This is a genomic window from Arthrobacter sp. 05T410 (assembly GCF_056396505.1).
The window spans coordinates 279,853-306,147 of sequence record NZ_JBFTLP010000005.1 but is presented as its reverse complement, the minus strand read 5'-3'; the positions used below and the strand labels follow the sequence as shown (position 1 = coordinate 306,147).

The 26,295-nt window shown below is 68.0% G+C and carries 15 protein-coding genes, 2 tRNA genes and 1 pseudogene; 10 read left to right on the top strand and 8 right to left on the bottom strand.

Annotated features, from left to right (window positions below; genetic code table 11):
- Positions 1 to 52 precede the first annotated feature (52 nt).
- The 4 genes from AC1DFR_RS10100 to AC1DFR_RS10085 all read right to left on the bottom strand — a co-directional run bounded on the left by AC1DFR_RS10100 (position 53) and on the right by AC1DFR_RS10085 (position 3,609).
- Positions 53 to 790, bottom strand: coding sequence for an amino acid ABC transporter ATP-binding protein (locus AC1DFR_RS10100; protein ID WP_028277189.1), 738 nt, complete (start codon positions 788 to 790; stop codon positions 53 to 55).
- Positions 787 to 1,551: an amino acid ABC transporter permease gene (locus AC1DFR_RS10095; RefSeq protein ID WP_028277188.1), complete on the bottom strand. Its 765-nt coding sequence runs from the start codon at positions 1,549 to 1,551 to the stop codon at positions 787 to 789. The genes AC1DFR_RS10100 and AC1DFR_RS10095 overlap by 4 nt, the downstream gene beginning before the upstream one ends.
- Before the next feature lie 3 nt (positions 1,552 to 1,554).
- On the bottom strand, positions 1,555 to 2,490 hold the full coding sequence (locus AC1DFR_RS10090; RefSeq protein WP_223913927.1) for an ABC transporter substrate-binding protein: 936 nt from the start codon (positions 2,488 to 2,490) through the stop codon (positions 1,555 to 1,557).
- A gap of 408 nt (positions 2,491 to 2,898) precedes the next feature.
- Positions 2,899 to 3,609, bottom strand: coding sequence for a 3'-5' exonuclease (locus tag AC1DFR_RS10085; RefSeq protein WP_028277186.1), 711 nt, complete (start codon positions 3,607 to 3,609; stop codon positions 2,899 to 2,901).
- Between the two features lie 110 nt (positions 3,610 to 3,719).
- Between AC1DFR_RS10085 and AC1DFR_RS10080 the strand changes: the two genes are divergently transcribed.
- The 3 genes from AC1DFR_RS10080 to AC1DFR_RS10070 are packed head-to-tail and all read left to right on the top strand — an operon-like array spanning position 3,720 to position 11,106.
- Positions 3,720 to 4,136 carry an MGMT family protein gene (locus AC1DFR_RS10080; protein WP_476856660.1) on the top strand — a complete coding sequence of 139 codons (417 nt, stop codon included), beginning with the start codon at positions 3,720 to 3,722 and terminating at the stop codon, positions 4,134 to 4,136.
- 26 nt (positions 4,137 to 4,162) lie between these two features.
- Entirely contained in the window at positions 4,163 to 7,516 is a 3,354-nt protein-coding gene (locus AC1DFR_RS10075) for an ATP-dependent helicase (protein ID WP_476873250.1), read from the top strand.
- Positions 7,513 to 11,106 carry an ATP-dependent helicase gene (locus AC1DFR_RS10070; protein WP_476873231.1) on the top strand — a complete coding sequence of 1,198 codons (3,594 nt, stop codon included), beginning with the start codon at positions 7,513 to 7,515 and terminating at the stop codon, positions 11,104 to 11,106. The genes AC1DFR_RS10075 and AC1DFR_RS10070 overlap by 4 nt, the downstream gene beginning before the upstream one ends.
- Positions 11,107 to 11,498: 392 nt before the next feature.
- Here the strand turns inward: AC1DFR_RS10070 and AC1DFR_RS10065 are convergent.
- A pseudogene (locus tag AC1DFR_RS10065) lies at positions 11,499 to 12,746 on the bottom strand (macrolide 2'-phosphotransferase); the annotation flags it as partial.
- A 187-nt stretch (positions 12,747 to 12,933) separates the two neighbouring features.
- On the opposite strand from AC1DFR_RS10065, the gene nudC reads away from it, so the two are divergent.
- From nudC to AC1DFR_RS10050, 3 genes are all read left to right on the top strand, one after another.
- Complete coding sequence (nudC, locus tag AC1DFR_RS10060) at positions 12,934 to 14,025, top strand: NAD(+) diphosphatase (protein ID WP_476873230.1); 1,092 nt, start codon at positions 12,934 to 12,936, stop codon at positions 14,023 to 14,025.
- A 133-nt stretch (positions 14,026 to 14,158) separates the two neighbouring features.
- Positions 14,159 to 16,306 carry an ATP-dependent DNA helicase UvrD2 gene (locus AC1DFR_RS10055; protein WP_476873249.1) on the top strand — a complete coding sequence of 716 codons (2,148 nt, stop codon included), beginning with the start codon at positions 14,159 to 14,161 and terminating at the stop codon, positions 16,304 to 16,306.
- Between the two features lie 2 nt (positions 16,307 to 16,308).
- Positions 16,309 to 16,953: a M48 metallopeptidase family protein gene (locus AC1DFR_RS10050; protein ID WP_476873229.1), complete on the top strand. Its 645-nt coding sequence runs from the start codon at positions 16,309 to 16,311 to the stop codon at positions 16,951 to 16,953.
- Positions 16,954 to 16,960: 7 nt separating this feature from the next.
- Here AC1DFR_RS10050 and AC1DFR_RS10045 read toward each other — a convergent pair whose 3' ends face one another.
- Entirely contained in the window at positions 16,961 to 18,487 is a 1,527-nt protein-coding gene (locus tag AC1DFR_RS10045; protein WP_476873228.1) for a zinc-dependent metalloprotease, read from the bottom strand.
- A gap of 257 nt (positions 18,488 to 18,744) precedes the next feature.
- Between AC1DFR_RS10045 and AC1DFR_RS10040 the strand changes: the two genes are divergently transcribed.
- The 4 genes from AC1DFR_RS10040 to AC1DFR_RS10025 all read left to right on the top strand — a co-directional run bounded on the left by AC1DFR_RS10040 (position 18,745) and on the right by AC1DFR_RS10025 (position 23,751).
- Entirely contained in the window at positions 18,745 to 19,893 is a 1,149-nt protein-coding gene (locus tag AC1DFR_RS10040) for a YlbL family protein (protein ID WP_476873227.1), read from the top strand.
- 214 nt (positions 19,894 to 20,107) lie between these two features.
- Positions 20,108 to 23,104, top strand: a complete 2,997-nt coding sequence (locus tag AC1DFR_RS10035; RefSeq protein WP_476871337.1) for a UPF0182 family membrane protein — start codon at positions 20,108 to 20,110, stop codon at positions 23,102 to 23,104.
- Positions 23,105 to 23,364: 260 nt separating this feature from the next.
- Positions 23,365 to 23,438: transfer RNA gene (locus AC1DFR_RS10030), tRNA-Met, on the top strand.
- Between the two features lie 239 nt (positions 23,439 to 23,677).
- Positions 23,678 to 23,751 (top strand) — tRNA-Met (locus AC1DFR_RS10025).
- A 99-nt stretch (positions 23,752 to 23,850) separates the two neighbouring features.
- On the opposite strand, the gene AC1DFR_RS10020 is transcribed toward AC1DFR_RS10025, so the two are convergent.
- Together AC1DFR_RS10020 and AC1DFR_RS10015 are read right to left on the bottom strand one after the other, a co-directional pair.
- Positions 23,851 to 25,275: a cryptochrome/photolyase family protein gene (locus tag AC1DFR_RS10020; protein WP_476873226.1), complete on the bottom strand. Its 1,425-nt coding sequence runs from the start codon at positions 25,273 to 25,275 to the stop codon at positions 23,851 to 23,853.
- A 180-nt stretch (positions 25,276 to 25,455) separates the two neighbouring features.
- Complete coding sequence (locus tag AC1DFR_RS10015; RefSeq protein WP_223913934.1) at positions 25,456 to 26,247, bottom strand: PspA/IM30 family protein; 792 nt, start codon at positions 26,245 to 26,247, stop codon at positions 25,456 to 25,458.
- Positions 26,248 to 26,295 lie beyond the last annotated feature (48 nt).

The following is a 26,295-nucleotide window of genomic DNA, read 5'->3' as shown; positions in this document are numbered from 1 at the left end:
CCGCCGCTGCGGGTGCCATCAGTCATTTAAGCTGCCGTGACGCTGGAGCGAACTACAGAACGTCCGCGAGGAACCCCTGCAGCCGCTCGGTCCGCGGGCTGGTAAAGATCTGTTCCGGGGGACCGGACTCGACGACGACGCCGGCGTCCATGAACGTCACGGTGTCCGAGACATTGCGGGAGAAGCCCATCTCGTGGGTCACCACCACCATGGTCATGCCGCCCTTGGCGAGGTCGGCCATCAGCGCCAGCACACCCTTGACGAGCTCGGGGTCGAGGGCGGAGGTGGCCTCATCGAAGAACATCACCTCCGGCTTCATGGCCAGGGCGCGGGCAATGGCGACACGCTGCTGCTGGCCGCCGGAGAGATTGGCAGGACGCGCGTCGGCCTTGTGTTTGAGCCCCACCAGGTCGAGCTGCTCGAGTGCCTCGGCCCGGGCCTGCTCCGCCGGCAGCTTGCGCAGCTTCCGCAGCGCCAGCGAGACGTTGTCCACCACGGTCTTGTGCGGGAACAGGTTGAACTGCTGGAACACCATGCCGATCCGCTGGCGCAGCTCGTCCGGGTTGTCCTTCAGGACCGAGCGGCCATCGAGCAGGATGTCGCCCTGGTCCGGTTCGATCAGACGGTTCATGACACGCAGCAGCGTGGATTTTCCTGAGCCGGAGGGGCCAATCACCGAGGCAGTGGTGCCCTTCTCGACATGAAGGTCGATGCCGCGGAGGACATGGTTCGTGCCGAAGGACAAGTGCAGGTTCTTGCCGGTCAGCGAGCCGGAGGCGAATTCGCTCATGGCTGTGCTCCCTTCCCGATCAAGGCCGCGGCGTCGTCAGGCTGACGCTTCTCCGGACGGCCGGTGCGCAGACGCTTGTCGATGTAGTTGACCAAGTGGGTGAGCGGAACGGTCAGGATGAGATACATGAACGCGGCGGCAACCAGTGGCGAGAGGTTTCCCGTATTGGCGGCGGCGTCGTTACCGATCCGGAAGATCTCGCGCTGGCTGGCGATCAGGCCCAGCAGATAGATCAGGGACGAGTCCTTGATCAGCGCGATGAACTGGTTGACCAGGGCCGGGAGCACGCGCCGGACGCCCTGTGGAATCACCACGAGGCGCATAGACGAGCCATAGCTGAAGCCCAGGGCCCGGGACGCCTCCAGCTGGCCCTTTTCCACGCTCTGGATGCCCGAGCGGAAGATCTCGCCGATGTAGGCCGCAGCCATGAGCGTCAGGGCGAAGATGGCCAGCGGGAACGGGTTCGTGGATCCGGTCGCTACCCGGACTATGGGTCCGAGCCCGAGGCCGATGAGGAGGATGATGACAATAGCCGGAACGCCGCGGAAGATGTCCGTGTAGATCCGGGAGAGCCACCGCAGCGGCGTCAGGCGGGACGTGCCCATGACGGCCAGGACCATGCCCAGGATGCACCCGAGCACGCCCGAGGAAACCGCCAGGATCAGGGTGTTGGGCAGGCCGAACATAATCATGTTCGGCAGGACAGCTGCCATCGCCTCCCAGTCAAAGAAGGTCTTTACGAGTTGATCGAGTGCATCCATGGACTAGGACTTCGGAACGGTGACAGCCTTGGAGCCCGGGGACCACGTGGCCGGGGTCTCGCGGTCCGGGTACCATTCCTTGGTCAGCTTGGACCAGGTGCCGTCGGCAATCACGGCGTCGAGGCCGGAGTTCAGCGCGTCGATGAGCGGCTGGTTTTCCTTGTTCACGGCGTACGCGGTGAAGTTCTGGGTGTTTACAACCGACTCGGCGATGACCGTGCCGTCGCCTTCCTTGACCTGGCCGGTAGCCTGCTGGGACGGAGCGACCCAGGCGTCGACCTGGCCGTTCTTCAAGTTGGCATACGCGGTGTTGTAGTCCTCGAAGCGGACGGGCTCGATCTGGAGGGTGTTGGTGACGTAGTCATCCTGCACCGTGCCCTGGACCACGGCGATGCGGGTGTCCTTGGTCAGGTCCTTGAACCCCTTGATGTTGGAGTCCTTCTTGGCGACCACGGCCATGTAGCCGAAGTCGTAACCGTTGGTGAAACCCACGGTCTTGCGGCGCGCGTCAGTGGTGGAGATCGAGGAGGACCCGAGGTCGAACTGCTTGTTCTGAACCTGGGCGAGCAGCGAGGCGAAGCCGGTCGCCTTGAACTCCACCTTGAGGCCCAGCTTGTCCGCAATGGCGCGCAGGAGCTCGTTGTCGTAGCCGGTGAACTTGCCCGACTTGTCGATGTAGATGTTCGGCGGGGCGTCCGAAAGGGTGCCCACAGTCAGGGTTCCGTCGCTGATCAGGCCGAGCTTGGACTTGTCAATCTGGTCCAGGGGAGTGACGTCCTTGGTCGTGTATTTGTCCAGGGACTTCTGGTCGCTGCCCTGGAGGGCATCCGTCGGTGACGCCGTTGACTGGGCCGAACCGCCGCCGCAGGCTGCAAGGGAAACCGCCACGGCGATGGCCACGGGAACGGTGGTCAGCCACTTCAAGGCTTTGCTTTTCATCACGCAATCACTTTCGTCTGAAATTCAGTGGGTCGCGGGAGGCTCATCGGGCCCCCGGCCGCTGGCTTGGGCGCCGGGTGGAGCAGACACGCCGCGAAAGATAATTGTGTCATCCGACGTGGGCGCCCATTCAATCCGAACAAATCAGAGATGATGTGTGCGTTCTGCGAACTATCTTCAGGATCGCGTGTGATCGGCGCTGATCCTGATAGTGCTGGCGGGGTGGCGCGGAATCATCGGCGCCGGAGCGGGCGGCAAGTGGAAGCCCCGGGCCGTGTGACCTCCGTCGCAATCACTGGATTTGCGCGCAGCGGGGGACTAGTTAAGCCGTTCCGCCGGCGAACGTTTCGTTTTAAGAAGTGCTCCCGCGCCGGGGCCCAGCGTCCGGAATCCCAGCGTCCGGAAATCCTAGAAGTCGCCCCGGCTGGCGTCCTCGGGAGGCAGGACGGGCCAGTCGCCTTCGATCACGGCGGCCGGCTTCGTCTTGCGCAGGTAGCTTTGGAAGTCCGCGGCCTGGGCAGAGGCCCATTCGACCTGGAGCTGGTGCAGGTTGCCCGCCGGCATCCTGAGCTTGGGGAATTTTCCGGCCATGGCATCGAGCATCCGAAGGGTTGCCAGGGCATCGGCCGCGGAGGTATGCGCGTTGTCCAGATTGACGCCGTACTCCTCGCACAAGGCGGTGAGCGTGCGCTTGCCCTTGCGGTAGCGGTCCACCTGTTTGTTCATGACGTACGGATCCAGCACGGGGAAGCGGCTCAACTGAGGGACGCCGTAGCGGGCAGACTCGGCGGCGAGCACCGTGAAGTCGTAGCTGGCGTTGAAGGCGATGACCGGCACACCCGTGTCGAAGAGCTCCTGGAGCACGGCGGCGACCTCCCGCGTCACTTCCGCGGCGGGGCGGCCTTCGCTGCGGGCCTTCTCGGTGGTGACGCCGTGGATGTCGCTGGCCTCGGTGGGAATCTCAACCCCGGGGTCCGCGAGCCACTCGTGTTCCTGGACAATCCCGCCGTCGGAGTCCACCACGGTGATGGATGCTGTGACAATCCGCGCCGCGCGGGAGTTCCGCCCGGTGGTTTCGAGGTCGAAGGCTGCGCGGGGGAGGGTGTTCCAAGTGCTCATGCTTCAACGCTACCTGCTGCCACTGACAGTTCCTGACCGGGGTGGCGGCGTGCCGTCTCCGCCTGCCGTCCCGGCGCTGTTCCGGAGTCCGGAACGGCTAGGCTGGACCGATGCGGACGGAGTATGTGGAGGCGGTGCTGGAGCTCGTGGCGTTGATCCCGGCCGGAACGGCGGTGGCCTACGGCGACGTTGCGGAACTCCTCGGCGCCGGCGGCCCGCGCCAGGTCGGATCGGTCATGAGCCACTATGGCAGCAGCGTGCCCTGGTGGCGCGTCCTGAAATCCAGCGGAGACGCCCCGCCCGGCCTGGAGCACGAGGCATTGGGCCTTTATCTGCAGGAGGGGACGCCGCTGCTGGGCCGTTACGAGGACTTCCGCCGGACCGGCGAGGGGCGCTGGCGTGTTGACCTGGCCTCCGGCCGGTGGACGCCCACCGACGCCGATTTCGACCGGATCGATGCCATCGCGGAGCGGCTCGAGCGGGAGTCGCATAAATTGTCGGTACCCGATGATGAAATGACTGTGTGAGTACCCCCAGCCACCTTGAACCAAGCCTGCAGCGGTCCGGGTCCCGTCCCCTTCCCGGGGCGGGGCGCGCAACGGGAGCGGGGCTGCGCCTGTTGCCGCCCCGGACCCAGCACAGCGCGGTGCCGGTGCTGTCACCGGACCAGCTTGCCGCCGTCGAGGTCCCGCCCGGCTCCGGCCCCGTCCTGGTGCCCGGCGCGCCCGGCACCGGCAAGTCGACGGTCCTTGTCGAGGCTGCCGTCCGCCGCACCCTGCGCGATGGTCTGGATCCGGAGCGGATGCTCATCCTGGCTCCCGGGCGGCTCGCCGCGGATACGCTCCGCGACCGGTTCACGGCCCGCCTGGACCGGAGCCTGAGCACGACGCCGGCACGGACCTGGGCGTCATATGCCTTCGATCTGATCCGCCGTGCCAAGGCCGAAGGCCTCCTGCCGCTTCCGCGCCAGCCGAAGCTGCTCTCCGGCCCGGAACAGGACCTGATCATCAAGGAACTGCTGGAGGGCCATGCGCTGCCCGGCCTCGAGCTGCCCTGGCCCGAGGACCTGGGCGCCGCCCTGCAGACCCGCGGTTTCCGGCAGGAAGTGCGCCAGCTCTTTGACCGGATCATCGAATCCGGGCGGACCGCCGAGGACCTTGTGGCCTTGGCCCGGCAGTGCAACCGGCCGGACTGGATTCCGGCGGCCGCCCTGTACTCCGAATACCGCGATGTCCTGGACCTGCGCATGCCCGAGGCCTTCGACCCCGCCGGCATCATCACTGCCGCGCGCCAGATCTTCCAGGACTCACCCGATTTCCTCGCCGCCGAACGCGACCGCCTGCAGCTGATTCTCGTGGATGACATCCAGGAGGCGAACCCGGCGGTCTTCGAATTGCTCGCCGACATCGCCGCCGGCAAGGATGCCATCATCACTGCCTCGCCCGACACCGTGGTTCAGGGCTTCCGCGGGGCACGCCCCGATCTCGTGGCGGAGCTTCCCGGCCTCCTGGCACCTGACGGGACGATCCTGGAACGACCCCTGTGGACGGCGCATCGGCAGGACCCGGCAGTGGCGGAGGCATGGCTGTCAGTGGCCGGGCGCATCTCCCGCAGGTCCGGCGGGCAGTCCGCCCGCCGGCTCGAACAGCCCGGACCGGTGCCGGCACCGGACGGGCAACCAGTCCCGACACCGGACAGAGCCGCCGGCGCCCGCGCGGGGACGGTCGAGGCCCACCTGCTGCCGTCCCCGGTCCACGAGCTGCGGTATGTGGCCCAGCGGATCCTCGAAGCCCAGCTGAACGACGCCCGGGAACTCGGGGACATCGCCGTGATCGTGCGCAACGGCGGCCAGCTCAGCCAGTTGCAGCGGTACCTGGCCGGCCAGGGGATCCCGGTCCGGATTCCCGTCGCCGAATCCGCCGTCCGGGACGAGGTCGCGGTCCGTCCGCTGCTCGATGCCTATGCGGTGGCCCTGGACCCTGCCGTGCTCACACCCGAGTCAGCGGTGTCCTTGCTGACGTCCCGGATAGGCGGCGCCACCGCGATTGAACTGCGGAGGCTGCGGCAGTCGCTGCGCCGGGAGGAACTCCTGGGCGGCGGCGGGCGCACCAGCGACGCGCTCCTGGTCGAAGCCCTGCTGGAGCCGGGAGCGCTCGCAACGCTGGGCATCGAGGGTCACTCGGCCCGCCGGATTGCCCGGATGATCGCAGCGGGCCGGGACGCCGCCGGTGCCGCCGGAGGCAACGCAGAGACGGTGCTCTGGGCGCTCTGGCATTCCACCGGCCTGGCCTCCCGCTGGACCGACGCCGCCCTCGCCGGAGGCTCAGCCGGTGCCCGGGCCGACCGTGACCTTGATGCCATGATGGCGCTGTTCCATACCGCGGAACGCTTTGTGGACCAGCTGCCGGGTTCCGGCCCGGAGCAGTTCCTTGAATACCTGCTCAGCCAGGAACTTCCCATGGATACCCTGGCCGCCCGGGCGCAGCTGGAAGACGCGGTGGAGCTCATGACCCCTGCCAGCGCGGCCGGCCGCGAATGGCCGGTGGTCATTGTGCCCGGACTTCAGGAAGGCGTGTGGCCCAACACCCGGTTGCGCGGCGAACTGCTGGGCAGCACGTTGTTCGCCGACGCCGTCGAGCACGGCGTGGAGTATGCCCTGCGACTGGATCCGCAGAGCCGGCTGCGCGAAATACGCTATGACGAGCTCCGGAGCTTTTCCACGGCAGTGTCCCGCGCCCGGGAGGTGCTGATCTGCACGGCGGTGTCCTCGGAGGATGAGCAGCCGTCCTCGTTCCTGGACTATGTGGCGCCGTTGCGGTCCGGGCAGGACCGCCGGGGCTTTACCCCGGTCGAGCGTCCGCTGACGCTCCGGGCGCTGGTAGCGGAGCTGCGGCAGTACGCCCAGCTCGACCCGAGGGCGGCCGAATCGGCGGAAGCCGCGGCCGTCCTGGGGGGCCTGGCCACGGCCCAGCCGCCGGTTCCGGGCGCGCACCCCGCGAGCTGGTGGGGGCTGGCGGAGTTGTCCTCGGAGGAGGCGGTGGTTCCGCCGGGCGGTACCGTGTTCGTGTCGCCCTCGAAGGTCGAAACCGTGCAGAAATCTCCGCTGGACTGGTTTGTCCAAGCCGCCGGCGGTGAAGCCGCCACCGATTTTGCCCGCAGCCTCGGAACGCTGGTCCACGCCATTGCGCAGGACCTCCCGGACGCCTCGGGAAGCGAGTATGTCGCCGAACTCGTCCGGCGCTGGCCCACGCTGGGGATGAAGGACAACTGGGAAGGCAAACTGGACTTCCAGCGAGCCGAGTCCATGGTCCGCAAGCTCGCCCAGTATGTCCTCGTGATGCGCAGCGAGGGCCGGAGCCTGATCGGCGTCGAACAGGACTTTGAGGTGAAGCTGCCGGACGTTCCGGCGGAGGCCGCTTCCACACAGGCCGGATCCGATCCGGGCGAGGGCGGAAGCGCCGGTCCGGCGCGGCCCGCCGTGCTCAGGGGCCAGGTCGACCGGCTGGAGATCGACGCCGAGGGCCGGCTGGTGATCATCGACCTCAAAACCGGCAAACGCCAGCCCGGCAAAGCGGATCTGGACCGGCACCCGCAGCTCGGTGCCTACCAGGCCGCCGTGCTGGCCGGCGGCTTCGCGGGTCCCGACGACGGTCCGCCGCCGCTGCCGGGCGGCGCCGTCCTGGCCCAGCTGGGCACCACCACCAAGAGCCCCGGCATCCAGGCCCAGGCACCGCTGGATCCGCAGGACAACTGGGCACTGGAGATGGTCGGCGACGCGGCCCGCGTGATGTCCGGCAGCGTTTTCCAGGCCCGCCACGATCCGTCCAAGGGAGGCCACGGCGGCCACGGCTGCCGGCTCCCTGAAGTGTGCCCGCTGTGCGTGCGGGGAAAGCAGGTTACTGAATGAGCCCCGAGGCGCCGGCAAGCGGCCCGACCGACCCGCATCCGGCTCCGGCTCCCCTCCCCGAGCCCCTTCCTGAGCCGCGGTTCAGCCCGGAAGAGCTGTCGGCACTGCTGGGGGAGGGGAACAGCCCCACGGCCGAACAGTCCCTGATCATTTCCTCGCCCCTCACGCCGCGGCTCGTGATCGCCGGGGCGGGCTCGGGGAAGACCGCCACCATGGCGGATCGGGTAGTGTGGCTCGTCGCCAACGGCTGGGTCCGGCCGGAGGAAGTCCTCGGCGTCACCTTCACCCGCAAGGCCGCCGGTGAACTCGCCTCGCGGATCCGGGCCAAGCTGGCCGCGCTGGCGCGCATCGCGGCGGCCGACACCGGGAACACGCTCTTCCCTGCCGGGCTGCTGAGCGCGGATGCGCTCGAACCCAAGGTCTCCACCTACCACTCGTATGCGAGCGGCATTGTGTCCGACTACGGTCTCCGCCTCGGCGTCGAACGCGACGTCGTGCTGCTCGGCGGCGCCCAGTCGTTCCAGCTCGCCAGCGAGGTGGTGGAAGCCTTTGACGGGGACTACGAACACTTCCGGTCCGCCAAATCAACGCTCGTCAAGGCCGTGATCCAGCTGGCGGGAGAGTGCTCCGAGCATTTGCAGGACCCGGCCCAGGTCCGTGGCTGGCTCTTGGAGCGGGTCGCCGCGTTCGAGTCGCTCCCGTATGTCGCAGAAGCCAAGAAGAACCCCACCCAGGCTGCGGGCGAGCTCAGCGCGATGCTTCGCACGCGGGCCAGCGTCGCGGACATGGTTGGCCGCTATTCCGAGGCGAAGCGCGCCCGCGGCGCCCTGGACTTCGGTGACCTGGTGGCCCTGGCGGCGCGGGTGGCCAGTGAGATTCCGGTCGCCGCCCAAACAGAGCGCCAGCGTTACAAGGTGGTGCTTCTCGATGAGTTCCAGGACACCTCGCACGCCCAGTTGGTGCTGTTCTCCCGGCTCTTCGGCGACGGCCATGCGGTTACCGCGGTGGGGGACCCGAACCAGTCCATCTACGGATTCCGGGGAGCGTCCGCCGGGCAACTCTTCCATTTCGTCCGCGAATTCCCGATCCTCGTCAGCAGCGAAGGCACCGGCACCGCCCACGGCGGCGAGGGGGACCGGGGCAGCTCGCGGGACCGGGGCAGCGGGCAGGCCCGGCGCTTTGCCGTGGCGCCCACCTCCTACTTGACTACAGCGTGGCGCAACGGACGCAACATCCTGGCCACGGCCAACCTCATTTCGGCGCCCCTGAGCAAAGCGGCGGCGAACCTCGGGGCCGCCGGGGCCCGGGAAAGCGCCGACGCCGTCGAGGTCCCGCCACTGCAGCCCAGCCCGGCCGCGGTGGACGGCAGGGTGGTGATGGGACGGTTCGCCACGGACGAAGCCGAGGCCGCGGCGATCGCAGGCGACGTGCTGAAATTTCGCGTGACGGACTTCGACGCCGCGCACTCCGCCGACCCGGTTCCGCCGGCCATGGCTGTCCTGTGCCGGCGCCGGGCACAGATGGAATGCATTCGCCGCGAGTTCGAAGTCCGGGGCATTCCCTATGAAATCGTTGGGCTCGGCGGGCTGTTGGACACGCCGGAAATCATCGATCTTGTCGCTACGCTCCGGGTCCTGGCCGACCCGGGCCGCTCGGACTCCCTCATGCGCCTGCTGGCCGGCGCGCGGTGGCGGATCGGCCCGGCGGACCTGATGGCCCTGCGGGACTGGTCGAGTTTCCTGGCCCGCCGTCGGGGTCGCCCCGGCGGCCTGGAGGCCGGCGACGCCGGACAGGGTGCCGAGGATGACGGGCGTGCCGCCGAGGACGCGCTGGATGACGCTGTGATCGAAGGCGACATCACGGACGCCGCCAGTCTGGTCGAGGCCCTGGACTGGCTGCCCCGCGACGGCTGGACCTCGGCGCACGGACGCAGACTGAGCCCGGAGGCCCGGGACCGTCTGCAGCGGCTCTCGGACGAGCTCCGGCAGTTGCGCAGCTACATGGGGGACGACCTCACCACTTTGCTCGGGGAGGTCGAACGGGCGATGCTCCTGGACATCGAAGTCGCGGCCCGGCCCGGGATCAGCATCCATCAGGCCCGCCGCAACCTGGACGCCTTCCAGGACGCGGCGGCCGGGTTCCTGCACACCTCCCAGCGGGTAGATGTCCTGGCGTTCCTCGCATGGCTGGAAGCTGCGGCGGCCGAGGAAAACGGTCTGGATGCCGCAGCGCCGGAGGTGAACCACGAAGCCGTCCAGCTGCTGACCGTGCATGCCTCCAAGGGGCTGGAATGGGATGTCGTGTTCGTTCCCGGGCTCAATTCCGGGGCGTTCCCCAGCAGCCGCGACTCGCGGTGGAGCAGCGGCAGTGCGGCACTGCCGTGGCCGTTGCGCGGCGATCGCACCGATTTGCCCCAGTGGGACCTGGACCAGCCGGACCAAAAAGGCTGGCTTGACGCCGAGAAGGAGTTCAAGTCGGCCGTCCAGGCGCACGGCGAGGCCGAGGAACGGCGCCTGGCCTACGTGGCGTACACCCGTGCCAAACACGTGCTCTGGCTATCGAGTGCCGCGTGGGTGGGGTCCCGGGCCGGTTCGGCGGAGATGTCTCCCTTCCTTGCCGGGCTCGAGGGCCTCACCGCCGACGGCGCGGCCGAAATCCATCCGCTGTCCGTCAGCGAGGACGCGCTGCCGGCCGAAAGCCCCCTGACCTCTGAACTCGAAGTCGCCGCCTGGCCCTATGATCCGCTGGAGGGCCCGCATGACCCCCGGACGGGAAAACGGCTGCGGCTTGTCCCGGGCCGGCGGGCGGCCATGGAATCCGCAGCGGCCCGTGTCCTGCAGGCAATGGCATCCGGCCCGGATGGCGCGGACGCCGGAAAACGTCCCATCCTGCGCGGTCCCGCCGCCGGGTGGGCGCAGGAGGCGGCCACTTTGCTGGAACGCCGCTCCCGGCGTTCGGTGGTCCAGGATGTGCATCTGCCCGGGCACATCTCGGCGTCGACTCTCGTGGACCTGGAAGATGACCCAGGCTCCGTTGTGGCCCGCCTGCGCAGGCCGATCCCGCGCGAACCGGGGATGTCGGCGCGCAAGGGCACGGCCTTCCACGCCTGGGTGGAGGAATACTTCGGCGCCGCCGGGATGCTGGACCTGGGTGAGGCAGCCGGCGCTGACGACCACATCGACGAGGCCTACGGCCTGGATTCCATGGTGGAGACTTTCCGTCAGTCCGAGTGGGCCCACCGCGCCCCCGCCCACGTCGAGGTCCCGGTCGAGACACGGATCGGCGACGTCGTGGTCCGGGGCAGGATCGACGCCGTGTTCCGCGACGCCGACGGCCGCTGGGATCTTGTGGACTGGAAGACCGGCCGCCGCCCCTCGGCGGCCCAACTGAAGGTCAAGGCAGTCCAGCTCGCCGTCTACCGGCTGGCCTGGGCCCGGCTCAAGGGGGTCCCGTTGGAGGACGTCCGGGCCGCTTTCTATTACGTGGCCGACAACCAGGTGGTCCGCCCCCATGACCTCGGATCAGCGGAAAAGCTTGAGGAAATCGTGTCGGCGGCGCTAGGGAGGACAGCGACGCACAGCGGCGCCTAGCGGATGTCAGCCGGCCGGAGAAAGCCCGCCGAACGATCCGGGCGGGGCAGTACACCTGAACCGGCCGGCAGCCGGCGCTAGCGGGACGCGGAGTCGACCACCGTGATCGCGGCGGTTGACGTGTTGTCACCGGACCCGGGCTGGACGACGGCGATCGATTGCGTCGATGTGTCGGTACCGGCTGGAACCGCGGCCCCGGCGTCGCTGTCACCGGCCTCACTGACCTTCCCGGAGTCCGGGTCGGGGGCCGCCGCCTGCGGGGCGCCGTCCAGCGCGGCATCAGCGCTGGAGGGCTCGGAGGACTTGGCGGCGCCGGGGATTGCGGTGATGTCGGCGGACGCACCTGCGGCCTTACCGGCGCCCGGCTCGGCGCTTGCCTGGTCGCCTGCTTCAGCGGCTGTGGCTGTGGCTGTGTCTGCGACGGGCTGGGGGACAGCCGCCGGTGCGTCAGCCCCCGTTTCGCGGGGGATAGGCGTGACGTGCACAGCGGGCCTGGCACTGATGCCGGCAGTGGCATCATCAGCCGGAGCGCTGCCCGGGACCGGCTCTATAGGCAGCAGCGTGACCTTGCTGACGGCGGGCGTCGTCCCGTTGGCCGCTGGGGCCGGCGCGGCCGGGACCGTCGGCGCATGGACATGAGCACCGGCGTCGGCAATGGCTTGTTCTGTGCCGGGTTCGGGTGCCGCGACCGGCTGCGGCAGCGGTTCCACGCTGATCGGCTGGCCGCCGTGTTCGGCCACGTCCTCGGCCAGTGTGGCGAGCATGGATTCCGCCTCGTCGATCATTTCCTGATTGCCGGCGGCCATGCCCTTGACCAGATACTGCGCCAGGGCGAATTCGGCGGAGAGCGCGGCCCGCCGCAACAGGTGCGCATCGGGCGCGTCGCGCCGGCTGGAGGTGTAGTGATCCAGGACCGCGTTCACAAAGTCCTGTTCGTTGGAGGCGACCAGCCAGGCCATGTCGTCCGCCGGGTCACCGATGCGCAGGTCGGTCCAGCCCGTCACTGCGGTCACACGCTCACCCTCGACCAGCAGGTTGTCCTCGTGGAGGTCGCCGTGAACGACGCAGGGATTGAAGCGCCAGAGCGAGACGTCTTCCATGGCGTGTTCCCAGCGCCGCAGCAGCAGCGGCGGGATTTTTCCGGTCGTGGCCGCCTGGTCCAGTTCATTGAGGCGCCGCTGGCGGAATTCGTTGGGCGTGTAGCTCGGCAGATCGGCGTTGCTCACGATTGACCGTGGGAGGTCATGGATCGCGGCCAGGGCCGCCCCGATTTCGCGGGCCAGTGCGGGAGAGCCGTTGCTGAGCTCGTCCAGGGAGCGGGTGGCGCCGGCCAGGTGCGAATAGACAAACGTGCTGAGCTGGCCTTGCCGGACCGTTCCCGCCACTGTGGGCATGAGGAACGGGAGCTCGGCCCGGATGCCGGGAGCGAACGCACGCAGCACCAGGAATTCGGTTTCCAGCCGGGCGCTCGCTTCGGCATGCCGGGGGGAGCGGACGCGCCAACGCTTGCCCTCAGAATCCAGCAGGAGGGCCGCGTCGAAGTCCGCCGGATCGTCGGGCGCAGAGCTGACGGCGGTCGGGGTCAGGCCGGGTACCGCCGCCGTTGCTACAGCTGCCAGTTCGATTGGTTTCCTTCTCACCCTTCCACGGTAGATTGAGCGGCGCCCAAGTCGGCGATGCACTCCGGCGAGTCTTGAGATCGGGGACAAATCGGAGGGAAATAGGCGCTGAATCCGGGGCAGGCGGCCTGTCCCGCACATGCTGTGGAGCACCCGGCGGCATGGTCGGCAAATGTCAATTGTCTGCCCGAGTCAGTACGGTGGGTGTATGAGTCTTGCGGAGTCAGCGGCATCTTCATCGGCATCACAGCAAACACCCTCCGAATCCCCGGCATCCGACGGTGCGGCGCCGCCGCTGCATCTCCTGCCGGCAAACCACCTCATGGAGACGGTCCTTCCCGTGCGCCCGGCCCTGATCGACCGCGGATCCGCCGCGCGGGTGAAACCCGGAATGCTCGCGGAGCTGGTCGGTTCAGGCGCGGTGCAGGCCGTGGTGCTCTCCGGCAGGCAGGCCCTCGTCAGCGGCAACAGCCTCGTGCTCCTCAACGCGGCCGAGCTCTCCGGGCACCTGGCCAACACCCCGTACGCTCCCGAACACGTGATTTACCTCGGTTCCGCCCTGGCCGGTTCGGACCTCGACGCCGGCACCGAGCTTGTCCTCTTTGTCCTCCCGCTTCAGTTCGAAGTCCAGGCCGAGGAATTCGAGGCTCACGTGGCCGGCGTTCCGAGCGATGCGCAGTGGGTGGGTTTCCGCGAAGTCGCGGCACGCCTGAACGCCACGGACACTGCGCTGTTCATCGAAGCCAGCGCCATCGCCAACTGGCACTCCACCCACACGCACTGCCCGCGCTGCGGCACTCCCACGCAGCCGGAAGCCGGCGGCTGGGTCCGGCGCTGCCCGGCCGATAACTCCGAGCACTTCCCCCGGACGGATCCGGCCATCATCGTCACCGTGGTGGGCCCCGACGGGAGACTGCTGTTGGGCGGAGGCGGCCCGCTCGACGCCCGGAACTATTCGACCCTCGCCGGCTTCGTCGAACCGGGGGAGTCGCTCGAACAGGCCGTGCAGCGCGAAATCGGCGAGGAAGTCGGGGTCCGCGTCACCGCGTCCCAGTACCTTGGATCGCAGTCCTGGCCGTTTCCCGCCTCCCTGATGCTCGGCTTCACGGCCACCACGCCAGACACCGAAGCCCGGCCCGACGGCGTCGAGGTCACCAGAGCACGGTGGTTCAGCCGGAGCGAACTGCAGGACGCCGTCCTCAGCGGCGAGATCGTCATTTCCAGCAGGCTCTCCATCGCCCGGTCCCTTATTGAACACTGGTACGGCGGCATCATTCAGGACGCCGCGGACAGCGCCTGACACTGCCCCATACAGACTGACACCGCCTGCCCCTATCCGCAGGAAACCGACTACCGACTGAGCAGCAAAAGTGACCACAGAGAAATTGAACTTCAGCATCATCCCCGGCGGGGAACCGTCGGGCGGCTCGACGTTGGGCGATGCCCCGCCTGCCGATGCCCCCGAACCCGACGGCCGTTCGCTGGAGGAACGGATCCTCGGCGGCCTCGACGCAGAGCAGCGCGAGGTTGCCAGCACCCTCCAGGGGCCCATGTGTGTCCTGGCCGGTGCCGGGACCGGCAAGACCCGCGCCATCACGCACCGGATCGCCTACGGCGTGCACTCAGGGGTGTACAGCCCGCAACGGCTCCTCGCTGTCACCTTCACGGCCCGGGCTGCCGCCGAGATGCGCAGCCGGCTCCGTGACCTCGGCGTCGGCAACGTTCAGGCCCGTACCTTCCACGCCGCGGCGCTGCGCCAGTTGCAGTTCTTCTGGCCGCAGGCGGTCGGCGGCACCCTGCCCAATCTGCTGGACCACAAGGCACAGATGATTGCCGAGGCCGCGCGGCGGCTCCGGCTCAGCACGGACCGCGCCTCCATCCGGGACCTCGCCTCCGAAATCGAGTGGGCCAAGGTATCCATGCTGACCCCGGCGAACTATCTGGAGAACGCCCAGGGCCGGGGCAATCCGGGCGGCTTCGACCTGACGGCCGTGGCACGGGTCTTCCAGTCCTATGAGGACGTCAAGACCGACCGCAACGTCATCGACTTCGAGGACGTGCTGCTGATCACCGTGGGGATCCTGCAGGAGGACCCAAAGGTGGCAGCGACCGTCCGGGAACAGTACCGGCACTTCGTCGTCGACGAGTACCAGGACGTCTCGCCGCTGCAGCAGCGGCTCCTGGAGCTGTGGCTCGGCGGACGCGACGAGCTCTGCGTCGTGGGCGACGCCAGCCAGACCATCTACTCCTTCACCGGCGCCTCCCCGAAGCACCTGCTCGGGTTCAAAGCGATGTATCCCGAGGCCCACGTCGTTAAGCTGATCCGGGACTACCGGTCCACGCCCCAGGTCGTCAGGCTCGCCAACGACCTCCTCGCCGGCCGGCGCAGCGGCGGCCCGGTGGCGGACGCCGCCTGGGCCACGCCTTTGCAGCTCGTGGCGCAGCGGCCGGCGGGCCCGGTGCCGCGGTTCACCGAATGCTCGGATGACGAGGCGGAGGCCGCCACTGTCGCCGCGCGGATCCGTGAACTCCTCGACGCCGGAACACCGGCGAGCCAGGTCGCCGTGCTCTTCCGCACCAACGGGCAGTCCGAAGCCTACGAACAGGCGCTGGCCTCGGCGGGGATCGGCTACCAGCTGCGCGGCGGTGAGCGGTTCTTCGCGCGGAAGGAGGTCCGGGACGCCATCCTGCAGCTCCGGGCCGCGACCCGGGCGGTGGCTGAAACCGCCACGCCCGAGCCGCTCGGGCAGCTGGTCCGGGACATCGTCGCCTCCTTGGGCTACACGGACGCGGCGCCGCACAGCGGCGGCGCTCTCCGGGAGCGCTGGGAATCGCTGGCCGCCCTCGTGGCGCTGGCCGACGAACTCGTGATCAGCAGGGGCCCGCAGTTCTCGCTCCCGGACTTTGTCAACGAGCTCCAGGAACGGTCCCTGGCCCAGCACGCGCCGACTGTGCAGGGCGTTACCCTGGCATCGCTGCACGCCGCCAAGGGCCTGGAGTGGGACGCCGTGTTCCTGGTCGGGCTGAGTGAGGGCCTCGTGCCGATCTCGTTCGCGGACACTCCGGAAGCGGTGGACGAGGAACGCCGGCTCCTGTACGTCGGGATCACCCGCGCCCGCGAACACCTGTCCCTGTCCTGGTCCACTGCCCGGACACCCGGCGGACGCGCCAACCGCAAGCCCTCGCGCTTCCTGGACGGCCTTCGCCCCGACTCGGTGGCCAGCTCCCACCTGCGGGGCAAGGGCCCGGCGCCGCGCCGGAAGGCGGCCGTTCCGGCGTCGTGCCGGGTCTGCGGCAGCATGCTCTCCAGCGGCGCGGAGCGCAAGGTGGGCCGCTGCAACCAGTGCCCGCCCAGTTACGAGGAACAGACGTTCGACGCGCTCAGGCAGTGGCGGAAGGACGTGGCCCTTGAGGCGGACGTCCCGGCATTCGTGGTGTTCACCGATGCCACCCTGACCGCCATCGCCGAGGCGCGCCCCGAGTCGCTGGAGCAGTTGGCCAAACTCGCCGGCGTGGGTCCATCCAAACTGGAGAAGTACGGCGAGGCCGTTCTGACAGTCCTGGCCGAAAGCACGGTTTAGTGATGCCCAGTTCAGTGATGTCCGGTTCAGTTCCGGCGGCCACACCGCTGACCACCGCCGACGGCGCCCCGGTAGTGGTCCGCCGCTCTGCGCGCCGACGCCGCACGGTCGCCGCGTTCTGGGAGGATGGCACCGCCGTCGTCGCCATCCCCGCGTCTTTCAGCAGGGCGCAGGAACGGGAGTGGGTCCATCGCATGCTGGAGAAACTCCGGCGCCAGGGGGACCGGGCGGCGCGGGGTTCCGGCCGGCGCCGCCCCCGCAGCGATGCCGACCTTGCCGCCCACGCCGCGGATCTGTCGGCGAAGTACCTGGGCGGCAGAGCGGTGCCCTCCTCGGTCCGCTGGGTCACCAACCAGAATTCGCGCTGGGGTTCCGCGACGCCGTCCGAAGGGACCATCCGGCTCTCGGCGAAGCTGCAGCCCATGCCGCAGTGGGTGATCGACTACGTGCTGCTTCACGAACTGGCCCACCTCCTGGTGGCCGGCCACGATGCCGCCTTCTGGCGGTTGCTGACGGCGTACCCGGAGACTGAGCGTGCCAAGGCCTTCCTGGAAGGGGTCTCGTTTGCGACCTCACGCGGCCTGGCACCCGACGGCAGATACGACGAAGCCCCGGACGGAACCGAAATCCCGGCCGGGGCCTACTAGCGTTCGGCTAGGCCTTGGGCGTGCCGCCGTCGTCCGGTCCGCCGTCCTGACGGTCGTCGTCCTTGGCCGCCGGTTCGTCCGTGCCCTCTGAATCCGCCGTGCCTTCTGAATCCGCGGTGCCTTCTGAATCCGCGGTGCCCTCTGAATCCGCCGTGCCCTCGGTGTCCGTGGCGTCGGCGCCGGCCGGCTCGTCGAACCCTCCGCTAAGCAGTTTCTGCAGGGCGTCATCCACTTCGCTGTCGCTGGCTTCGGCGAGTTTGCGGCGTTCGCTGAAGCCTTGCGGATCTTCCAGGTCCTCTGCCGTGGGAAGCAGGTCGGGATGCTGCCAAACGGCGTCGCGGCCGTCGACCCCACGCTCTTCCTTGAGCAAGGCCCACAGCGTGGCGGCCTCGCGGAGCCGCCGCGGCCGCAGTTCGAGTCCCACGAGGGAGGAGAACGCGTGTTCCGCGGGGCCCCCGGTGGCCCGGCGCCGCCGGACGGTTTCGCGCAACGCGGCCGCGGACGGCAACATCTTCTCGGTTGCACCCCAGGTGAGTTCGTCCACCCAGCCTTCCACCAGGGCAAGCGCGGTCTCCAACTTTTCGAGGGCCTGCTCCTGGGCGGGAGTGCGCTGCGGCATGAAGACTCCCTGCGAGAGCGCCTCCTGGATGCCCTCGGGGTTGCTGGGATCGATCTCGCGTGCCAGTTCTTCGATCTTGGACGTGTCGATGTGGATGCCGCGGGCGTAGGCCTCGATCGCGCCGAGCAGGTGCCCGCGCAGCCAGGGTACCTGGACGAAGAGACGGGCGTGTGCAGCCTCTCGCACGGCCAGGAACAGGCGGATGTCGTTCTCCGGCAGGCTGAGGCCCTCACCGAATTTCGCCACGTTGGCCGGCAGGAGCGCCATTTCAAGGTCTGCGAGGGGCACGCCAATGTCCGTCGAGCTGACCACTTCGGCCGAGAGCGCGCCGATCGCCTGGCCGAGCTGCATGCCGAAGATCGCCCCGCCCATGTTCTGGATCATCGAGGAGGCGCCGCCCATCATGGACTTCATTTCCTCGGGCATCTGCTCGGTCATGGCGGCCGAGAGTGCATTGGCAATGCTGTTGGCCACGGGCTCGGTCAGCCGCTTCCACGTCCCAAGGGTTTCCTCGACCCATTCGGCGCGGGACCACGCCCGGCCGATCAGTCCCGTGGCCGGAAGCCCGGTGACCTGGTCGAGCCACAGTTCGGCCAGCCGAAGGGCCTCATCGACCTCCCGCGACTGATGCGCCGTGACCGAGGGGTCGGTTCCGCTGGCGGCGACGCGCCGGGCGTTGTCATGTGCCAGCTGCCAATTGACGGGCCCCTCCGAGGGGGCACTCATCATCGCCTGCACCTGGGAAAACATCTGGGCCAGGAGGTTTGGATCGTCCGGGAGGCCTGCTGCCTTGGCGAGCTCGGCGGGGTCGATATTGCCCATGCCCTGCCCGCCCATCAGGTTTTTGAGCATTTCGGCCAAGGGATCCTTGGGTTCCTCGTCGCCATTGGACGGATTGAGTGGGTTGGAGGTCATGATCCCGCCGATCGTCGGTGTGGCTGCTTCTCAACTTCACGGTACCCCTGTGCAAGAGTGGCTGTCTGCCGAAACCGCGCCACGTTCGCTGTAGGCAAAGAGCGGTCCGGGGTCCCAAGCGCGTAGGCTTGGAAGTTGGAATATTTGCACGCGGCAGCCTCGGGTTAGGCTGCGGCCCTGGTGCGTGGTCGCGGTGTCCTCTCGGGCTTGTCCTGGCAGGGCCGCAGCCCCTCGTGCCGGCACGGAGAGGTCGTTCAATGACAATCACCCACGGTGAGCAGCCCGCCAGCGACCCAGCGGCCGGCCCTGCCCGGGGCAGGTGGGCGCGACTGGCTGGCGCCGGCGTGCGGCGCCCGCGCAACAACCGGTCTTCAGCCATGCTTGTCTCGGGGCTGCTTGCCGCCGCACTGGGCATCACCGCGGTGAGCCTGCCCGTGCCCTACGTGATCGAGTCTCCCGGCCCCACCTTCAACACCATCGGCCAGGACAACGGCAAACCGGTGATCAGCGTCAGCGGCCATGAGTCGTTTCCCGCCAAGGGCAGCCTGGACCTGACCACTGTCTATGTCGACGGCGGTCCCAACGGTCCGGTCAGCGTCTTCGAGGCGTTCTCGGCATGGCTGAACGGGACCAAGGCCGTCTACCCCCAGGAACTGCTCTTCCCCACCGGCGTCACCAAGGAACAGTCCCAGCAGGAGAGCGCCACCGCGATGACCACCTCCCAGGAGAACGCCATCGCCTCGGCACTGAAGGAACTGAAGATTCCGTTCGGGCAGAAAATGCAGGTGGCCGGGCTCCCGGACGACTCCGCCTCGAAAGGACTGCTGCAGGCAGGGGACGAACTTGTCTCCATCAATGACAAGCCCATCACCGCGCTCGGCGTGGTCCAGGCGGAACTGGCCGCCGGCAACGGCAAGCCCGCCAAGGTTATCGTCGAACGCGCCGGCGCCCGGGTGCCAGTCGCCATTACGCCGGCCAAAAACAGTGCGGGCCGCTACATCCTGGGCGTCTTGCTGCAGTACAAGTTCACCTTCCCGTTTGATGTCACCATCTCGCTCGACAAGGTCGGTGGCCCCAGTGCGGGCATGATGTTCGCGCTTGGCATCATTGACACCGTCACTCCCGGGGACCTGACCGGCGGCAAGCACATCGCCGGAACCGGAACCATCACCCCGGACGGTGCCGTAGGACCCATCGGCGGGATCGCCCAGAAGATGCAGGGGGCGCGGTCCGGCGGGGCCACGCTGTTCCTGGCTCCGGCGGCCAACTGCGAAGACGTCCTGGGCCACATCCCCGACGGCCTGCAGGTGGTCCGGGTCGAGAACCTCACCGAGGCCCGCAAGGCAGTTGAACTGGCCGCGTCAGGCGGCGACACATCGGGACTGCCGGTCTGCACCAACAACTAGACTGGCCGCGGAACTAAGCGCCGTCCCCACTCGTGGCACTAATTGACGGCCGCGCCGTCCCGCCGGGACCCTGCTGCAGGGCCCTGACGGAACGGCGGTGACGGCCGTTAGAATGCATCAACCTGCAACACCGGCACTTGGTCGCCAGACTGAGCCACAGCAGCGACTGATAACTAAAAACCAGCAGTAGACGACCAGCTATGAGGTACCGAGTTTGTCCCGTCCCGCCAGCACTGTCCCGCCCGGAAGACCCCAGACACGACGCGGCGCCCTGACGCCGACGCTGATCATCGTGGCCCTGATCGTGGTCGGATTCATCTTCTTCGCCAATGTCTGGACGGATGTCCTCTGGTACCAGCAGCTCGGCTACTTCGAAGTGTTCCTGACCGAGAACCTGGCCAGGATCGTGATCTTCCTGACAGGTTTCGCTGTCATGTTCCTGGCCGTCTTCTTCGCCATCAGGATTGCCTACCATGCGCGGCCGGTATACGCCCCCGATTCGGAAATCCGGGACAACCTCAACCGCTACCAGGCGCAGCTCGAACCGATCCGCCGCGTCGTGATGGTGGGGCTTCCCATCCTCTTTGGCCTGTTCGCCGGCAGCGCCGCGGCCAGCCAGTGGCAGAAAGTCCTCCTGTTCCTGAACCAGGAGGCATTCGGCCAGAACGATCCGCAGTTCGGGCTCGACATCAGCTTCTACCTCATGACTCTTCCCTTCCTCGGCTTCGTCACCGGGTTCCTCATCAGCGTCACGGTGATCGCTGGCCTTGCCGGCATCCTCACCCACTACCTCTACGGCAGCATCCGGATCATGGAACGCGGGATCTTCACCAGCCGCGCCGCACAGATCCACCTGGCTGTCACGGGCGCCGCCTTCCTGGTGCTGATGGGCCTCAACTTCTGGCTGGACCGCTACTCCACGGTGCAGAATAACGGCGGGCGCTGGGCCGGTGCGCTGTACACGGACGTGAACGCCGTCATTCCGACCAAGGCCATCCTGGCCGTGGCCGCGGCCATCGTCGCCGTGCTGTTCATCGTCGCCGCGGTCATCGGCAAGTGGCGGCTGCCGGTGATCGGCACCGCCATGCTCATCATCACGGCCATCCTGGCCGGCGGCGTCTACCCGTGGGTCATCCAGCAGTTCCAGGTCCGGCCCTCGGAGCAGACGCTGGAGAACGAATACATCAAGCGGAACATCGCGATGACCCGTGCCGCCTACGGCCTGGATAAGGTCCAGGAAAAGCGGTACAACGCCACCACCAACGCCACCACCGGCGCGCTGGCCCCCGATGCGCAGACCACCGCCAACATCCGGCTGCTGGATCCGAACCTGATCTCGGATGCGTTCTCGCAGCTCGAACAGTACCGGCCCTACTACCAGTTCCCCAGCGCCCTGAACGTGGACCGCTACGAGATCGACGGCAAGATCCAGGACACGGTCATCGCCGTCCGCGAACTCAACCCGGACGGGCTCGCCACGAACCAGCAGTCCTGGCTGAACCGGCACGTTGTCTACACCCACGGCTACGGCGTCGTCGCCGCCAAGGGCAACAAGTTCACCGTGGACGGCAAGCCGGACTTCCTGCAGGCGGGCATTCCGTCCACCGGCGCGCTCGGCAACGATTCGACCTACCAGCCCCGCGTTTACTTCGGCCAGGACTCGCCCGACTACTCGATCGTGGGCGCCCCGGACGGTGCACCGCACCGTGAGCAGGACCGGCCCGCGGCCAAGGAAGGCGACGGCGAGACGCAGTACACCTTCACGGGCAACGGCGGCCCGAACGTGGGCAGCTTCTTCAACAAGATCCTTTACGCGATCAAGTTCCAGTCCTCGGACCTGCTGCTTTCGGACGGCGTGAACGCCGAGTCCCAGATCCTCTACGACCGCAACCCGCGGGACCGCGTCGAAAAGGTGGCGCCCTACCTGACTGTTGACGGCAATCCGTACCCCGCCGTCGTCGACGGCAGGGTGAAGTGGATCGTGGACGGGTACACCACCAGCCCGTACTTCCCGTACTCCCAGCAGGAGCAGCTCTCGGCCGCCACGGCCGACTCACAGACCGCCGCGAACCGGACAGTAGCCCTGCCGAACAGCTCCGTGAACTACATCCGCAACTCGGTCAAGGCCACCGTGGACGCCTATGACGGTTCTGTGACGCTGTACGCCTGGGACGACCAGGATCCGGTCCTGAAAGCCTGGCAGAAGATCTTCCCGACGTCGGTGAAGCCGTATTCGGAGATGTCCGGTGCGCTCATGAGCCACGTGCGCTACCCGGAGGACCTGTTCAAGGTCCAGCGCGAGCTTCTGGGCCGCTACCATGTGACCAACCCGGACAGCTTCTACACCAACATTGACGCCTGGTCCGTTCCCAACGACCCCACCGTCAAGGACGAAGTCAAACAGCCGCCGTACTACATGTCGCTGAAAATGCCCGACCAGGACAAGCCGGCGTTCCAGCTGACCTCGTCGTTCATCCCGCAGGTGGTCAACGGCAACGCCCGCAACGTGCTCTACGGCTTCCTGGCCGCGGACTCCGACGCCGGCAACCAGAAGGGCGTCAAAGCGGACAGCTACGGCCAGCTGAGGCTCTTGCAGATCCCGCCGGAGACCCAGGTCCCCGGACCGGGCCAGGCGCAGAACAAGTTCAACTCCGACCCCACCGTTTCGCAGGCCCTTAACCTGTTGCGCCAGGGTGCGTCGGCGGTGCTCAACGGCAACCTCCTGACCCTGCCGGTCGGTGGCGGCATGGCGTACGTCCAGCCCGTCTATCTTCGCTCCACGGGGGAGACCTCCTACCCGACCCTGCAGCGGGTCCTGGTGGCGTTCGGCGACAAGATCGGGTTCGCGCCCACACTGGACGAGGCCCTGAACCAGCTCTTCGGCGGAAATTCGGGTGCCGCAGCAGGTGACTCGGCCAACAAGGGACAAACACCGGCCACGCCCACCACGCCAGGTGGTGCAACTCCGCCGCCCGGCACTACCGACGCGAAGGCAGACCTGAAGGCTGCGCTGGACGAGGCCAATGCCGCGATCAAGGCCGGCCAGGACGCCCTCGCGAAGGGCGACTTCGCGACCTACGGTGAGCAGCAAAAGAAGCTGAACGCTGCCTTGCAAAAGGCACTCGAGGCCGAAGCAAAGCTGGAAACCCCGGCCGCGCCGGCGGGCGCCGCCACACCGTCGCCCACACCGTCGGCGACGGCGGGCGGTTAACGCTGCGCAGCTGACCCTGGCAGGTCCTTACGCGCTGCGAGAGGGCCGGGCGCAGGCTGTGAACGGTGCCACAGGCCGGGTTCGCCCCTACGGAGGGGCAAACCCGGCCTGTGGCGTAGACGGAGCGGATTCGATCCCTGGGCGGCCTTGGCCGGCCAGGCCCGGGAGACCGGGGCGGACGCTCCCGCGGGCGGCGAGATGCACATCACGTCGCCTCGATTTGGCCTCAAGTTCACCGGCAGGTAGAGTTGATCTTGCGACGCGGGGTGGAGCAGTTCGGTAGCTCGCTGGGCTCATAACCCAGAGGTCACAGGTTCAAATCCTGTCCCCGCAACTGGAGAGAAGGTCCGGAACACTGGAAACAGTGTTCCGGACCTTTTGCTTTAAGCCGCTGGGGGGCGGTCCGGAAGCCGGGAACCGGGAAACCGGTCACAGGACAAAAGGGCGACCGCTCGAGCGGCTCGCCCCGCAGTCCATCGCCTCGCAGTCCATCGATCTGGATGTGCCGGACTGGACGGCGGCTGGGCACGTGGTCAGGGCGGTCCGGAAATTAGGGTAGAGTTGATCAAGCGACGCGGGGTGGAGCAGTTCGGTAGCTCGCTGGGCTCATAACCCAGAGGTCACAGGTTCAAATCCTGTCCCCGCAACTGAAGAAAAGGTCCGGAACACTGGAAACAGTGTTCCGGACCTTTCGCTTTAAGTCCGCGGTGGCGGGCAACGCCGGCGGCGCGCCCCCGTGCCGGCTCTCAGCCGTCCTTGAGCCGCTGATAGGTTGCCAGCGCCCGCGCCCGGGACTCGGCAAGGTCCACGATCGGTGCGGGGTAGCCGGGGGCGGCGCTGTCGGCCTTCCAGGGCTCGTGGACGGTTTTGTCATCCAGCGCGGCGAGCTCGGGAATGTACCCGCGCAGGTAACGACCGGCGGAGTCGAACTTCTTGCTCTGCGTGACGGGGTTGAAGATCCGGAAGTACGGCGACGCGTCGGCACCCGAGCCCGCCACCCACTGCCAGTTGGCCGGATTGCTCGCGGCATCGGCGTCCACCAGCGTGTCCCAGAACCAGGCCTCGCCCAGCCGCCAGTCGGCCAGCAGGTTCTTTACCAGGAAGGACGCGGCCGCCATCCGCACGCGGTTGTGCATCCAGCCCGTCTGCCAGAGCTGGCGCATGCCCGCGTCCACCATCGGGTAGCCCGTACGGCCCTGCTGCCAGGCCTGGAGCTCGTCGCCCGACGCCGGCTGCCATTCGAAGCGGTCGAACTCCGGCCGGTAGTTCTGTGTCGCCAGATCCGGATTCTCGTACAGCAGTTGCCAGCAGAATTCCCGCCAGCCAAGTTCGGAACGGAAGATCCCGACGTCGGCCGGCGCCCCCGCCGCAAAGCTGTGGCGCAGCGTGTGCCAGATCCGGAAGGGGCTGATTTCGCCAAAGCGCAGATGCGGGGAGAGCCGGCTGGTGCCCTCGACGCCCGGGACGTCGCGGCCGGTGCCGTATTCTGCGGCCGGGCCGTCCACGAAGTCCTCGAGGCGGCTGAGGGCGCCGGCTTCTCCCGGCGTCCAGGTGTCGGCCAGCCCCGGGCTCCAGTCCGGGCTCCGGGGGAGCAGGCCCCAGCTTTCGAGCGGTTCGCTCGCCGGCAGGCCGCCGCTCTGGGTGCGTGCAGGGCCCGGCAGCTGGTCCGGAGCAGCCAGCGGCTGCCGGGGCTCGGCACCGGCCAGGCAGGCCTTCCAGAACGGCGTGAAGACCTTGTAGGGGCCCCCGCCGCCGGTGCGCACGGTCCAGGGCTCGAACATGAGGTTCGCCTGGAAGCTCGTGGCGTTGAGGCCCTCCCCGCCGGCCCAGCTCTTCAGGCCGGCGTCGACGGCGCGTTCAGGGCCGCCGTAGCGGCGGTTCCACAGCAGGGCGTCTGCCGACGTTTCCACCGCGAGGTCCTGGATGACCCGGGCGGCGGGGCCGCGGCGGAGCACCAGCCGCGAGCCCGTGGCCTCGAGCGCGGCGGCCAGGCCGGCCAGGGAATGGTGGAGCCACCACTTCACCGCGCCGCCCAGCGGCCGGATGCCGGGTGACTCCTCATCTAGGACATAGACGACGGTCAGGGGTTGGTGCAGGGCAGCGGCCTCCGCCAGAGCCGGATTGTCATCCAGCCGGAGGTCATCACGGAGCCACACAAGGGTCGCAGACATGGATCCACGGTACACGCGCGCCCGCCGCCGCGGGCGCCTGTGCGGTGAGACATGGGGCCATGCAGGGCACAACGAGGGCCGGGCCCCGGCGGGCGATCCTGAGGTGTCAGGTTCGTCCGCCGGAGCCCGGCCCCGGGCCCGAAGCGTGCAGCAGTCCTGCGGAAGCGCCGGACCGGCGGGTCAGAGCTTGTCGAAGTCGGCCTCCTCGACCGTGGAACCGGACTCGGCGCTCTTTTCGCCGGTGCCGATGGCAGCGGGGGCGCCGCCGGACTTCAGCGCTGCCAACCGGGCTTCGATCTCGGTCTGCTCGCCAAGATCTTCCAGCGAATTGAACTGGGCGTCCAGGCTCGACTCGGCGAGCTCCTGCTGGCCGCGGACCTTGGCTTCCTCGCGGCGGATCTTCTGTTCGAAGCGGCCCACCTCGGAGGTGGGGTCCATGATGTTGATGCTCTTGAGGGCGTCGTGGACCTGGCTCTGGGCCTGCACGGTCTTGGACCGGGCCACCAGCTCATTGCGCTTGCTGGTCAGTTCGTTGAGCTTGCCCTTCATCTGGTCGAGGCCGTGCTTGAGCTTGTCCACCACCTCGGTCTGGGACGCGATGCTCGGCTCGGCGGCCTTGGCCTCGTTCTCAGAACCCATCTGGCGCTGCAGGGCCACCTTGGCCAGGTTGTCGAACTTCTCGGCATCGCCGACGTCGCCCTTCGCCCGGTATTCGTCGGCCTTGCGCGAGGCTGCGAGGGCCTTTCTGCCCCAGTCCTGGGCGTTGCGGACGTCCTCGTTGTAGTCGTCCTGGAGCATGCGCAGGTTGCCGATGGTCTGGGCCACGGCGGACTCCGCCTCCGCGATGTTGTTCGTGTAGTCACGGACCATCTGGTCCAGCATTTTCTGCGGATCTTCGGCCTGGTCCAGCAGCGAATTGATGTTTGCCTTCGCCAGCTGCGCCATGCGGCCGAAAATGGACTGCTTAACCATGGTGTTACCTTTCGTCCTGCTCCGTTGTCTCACTGATTCCAGTGATCG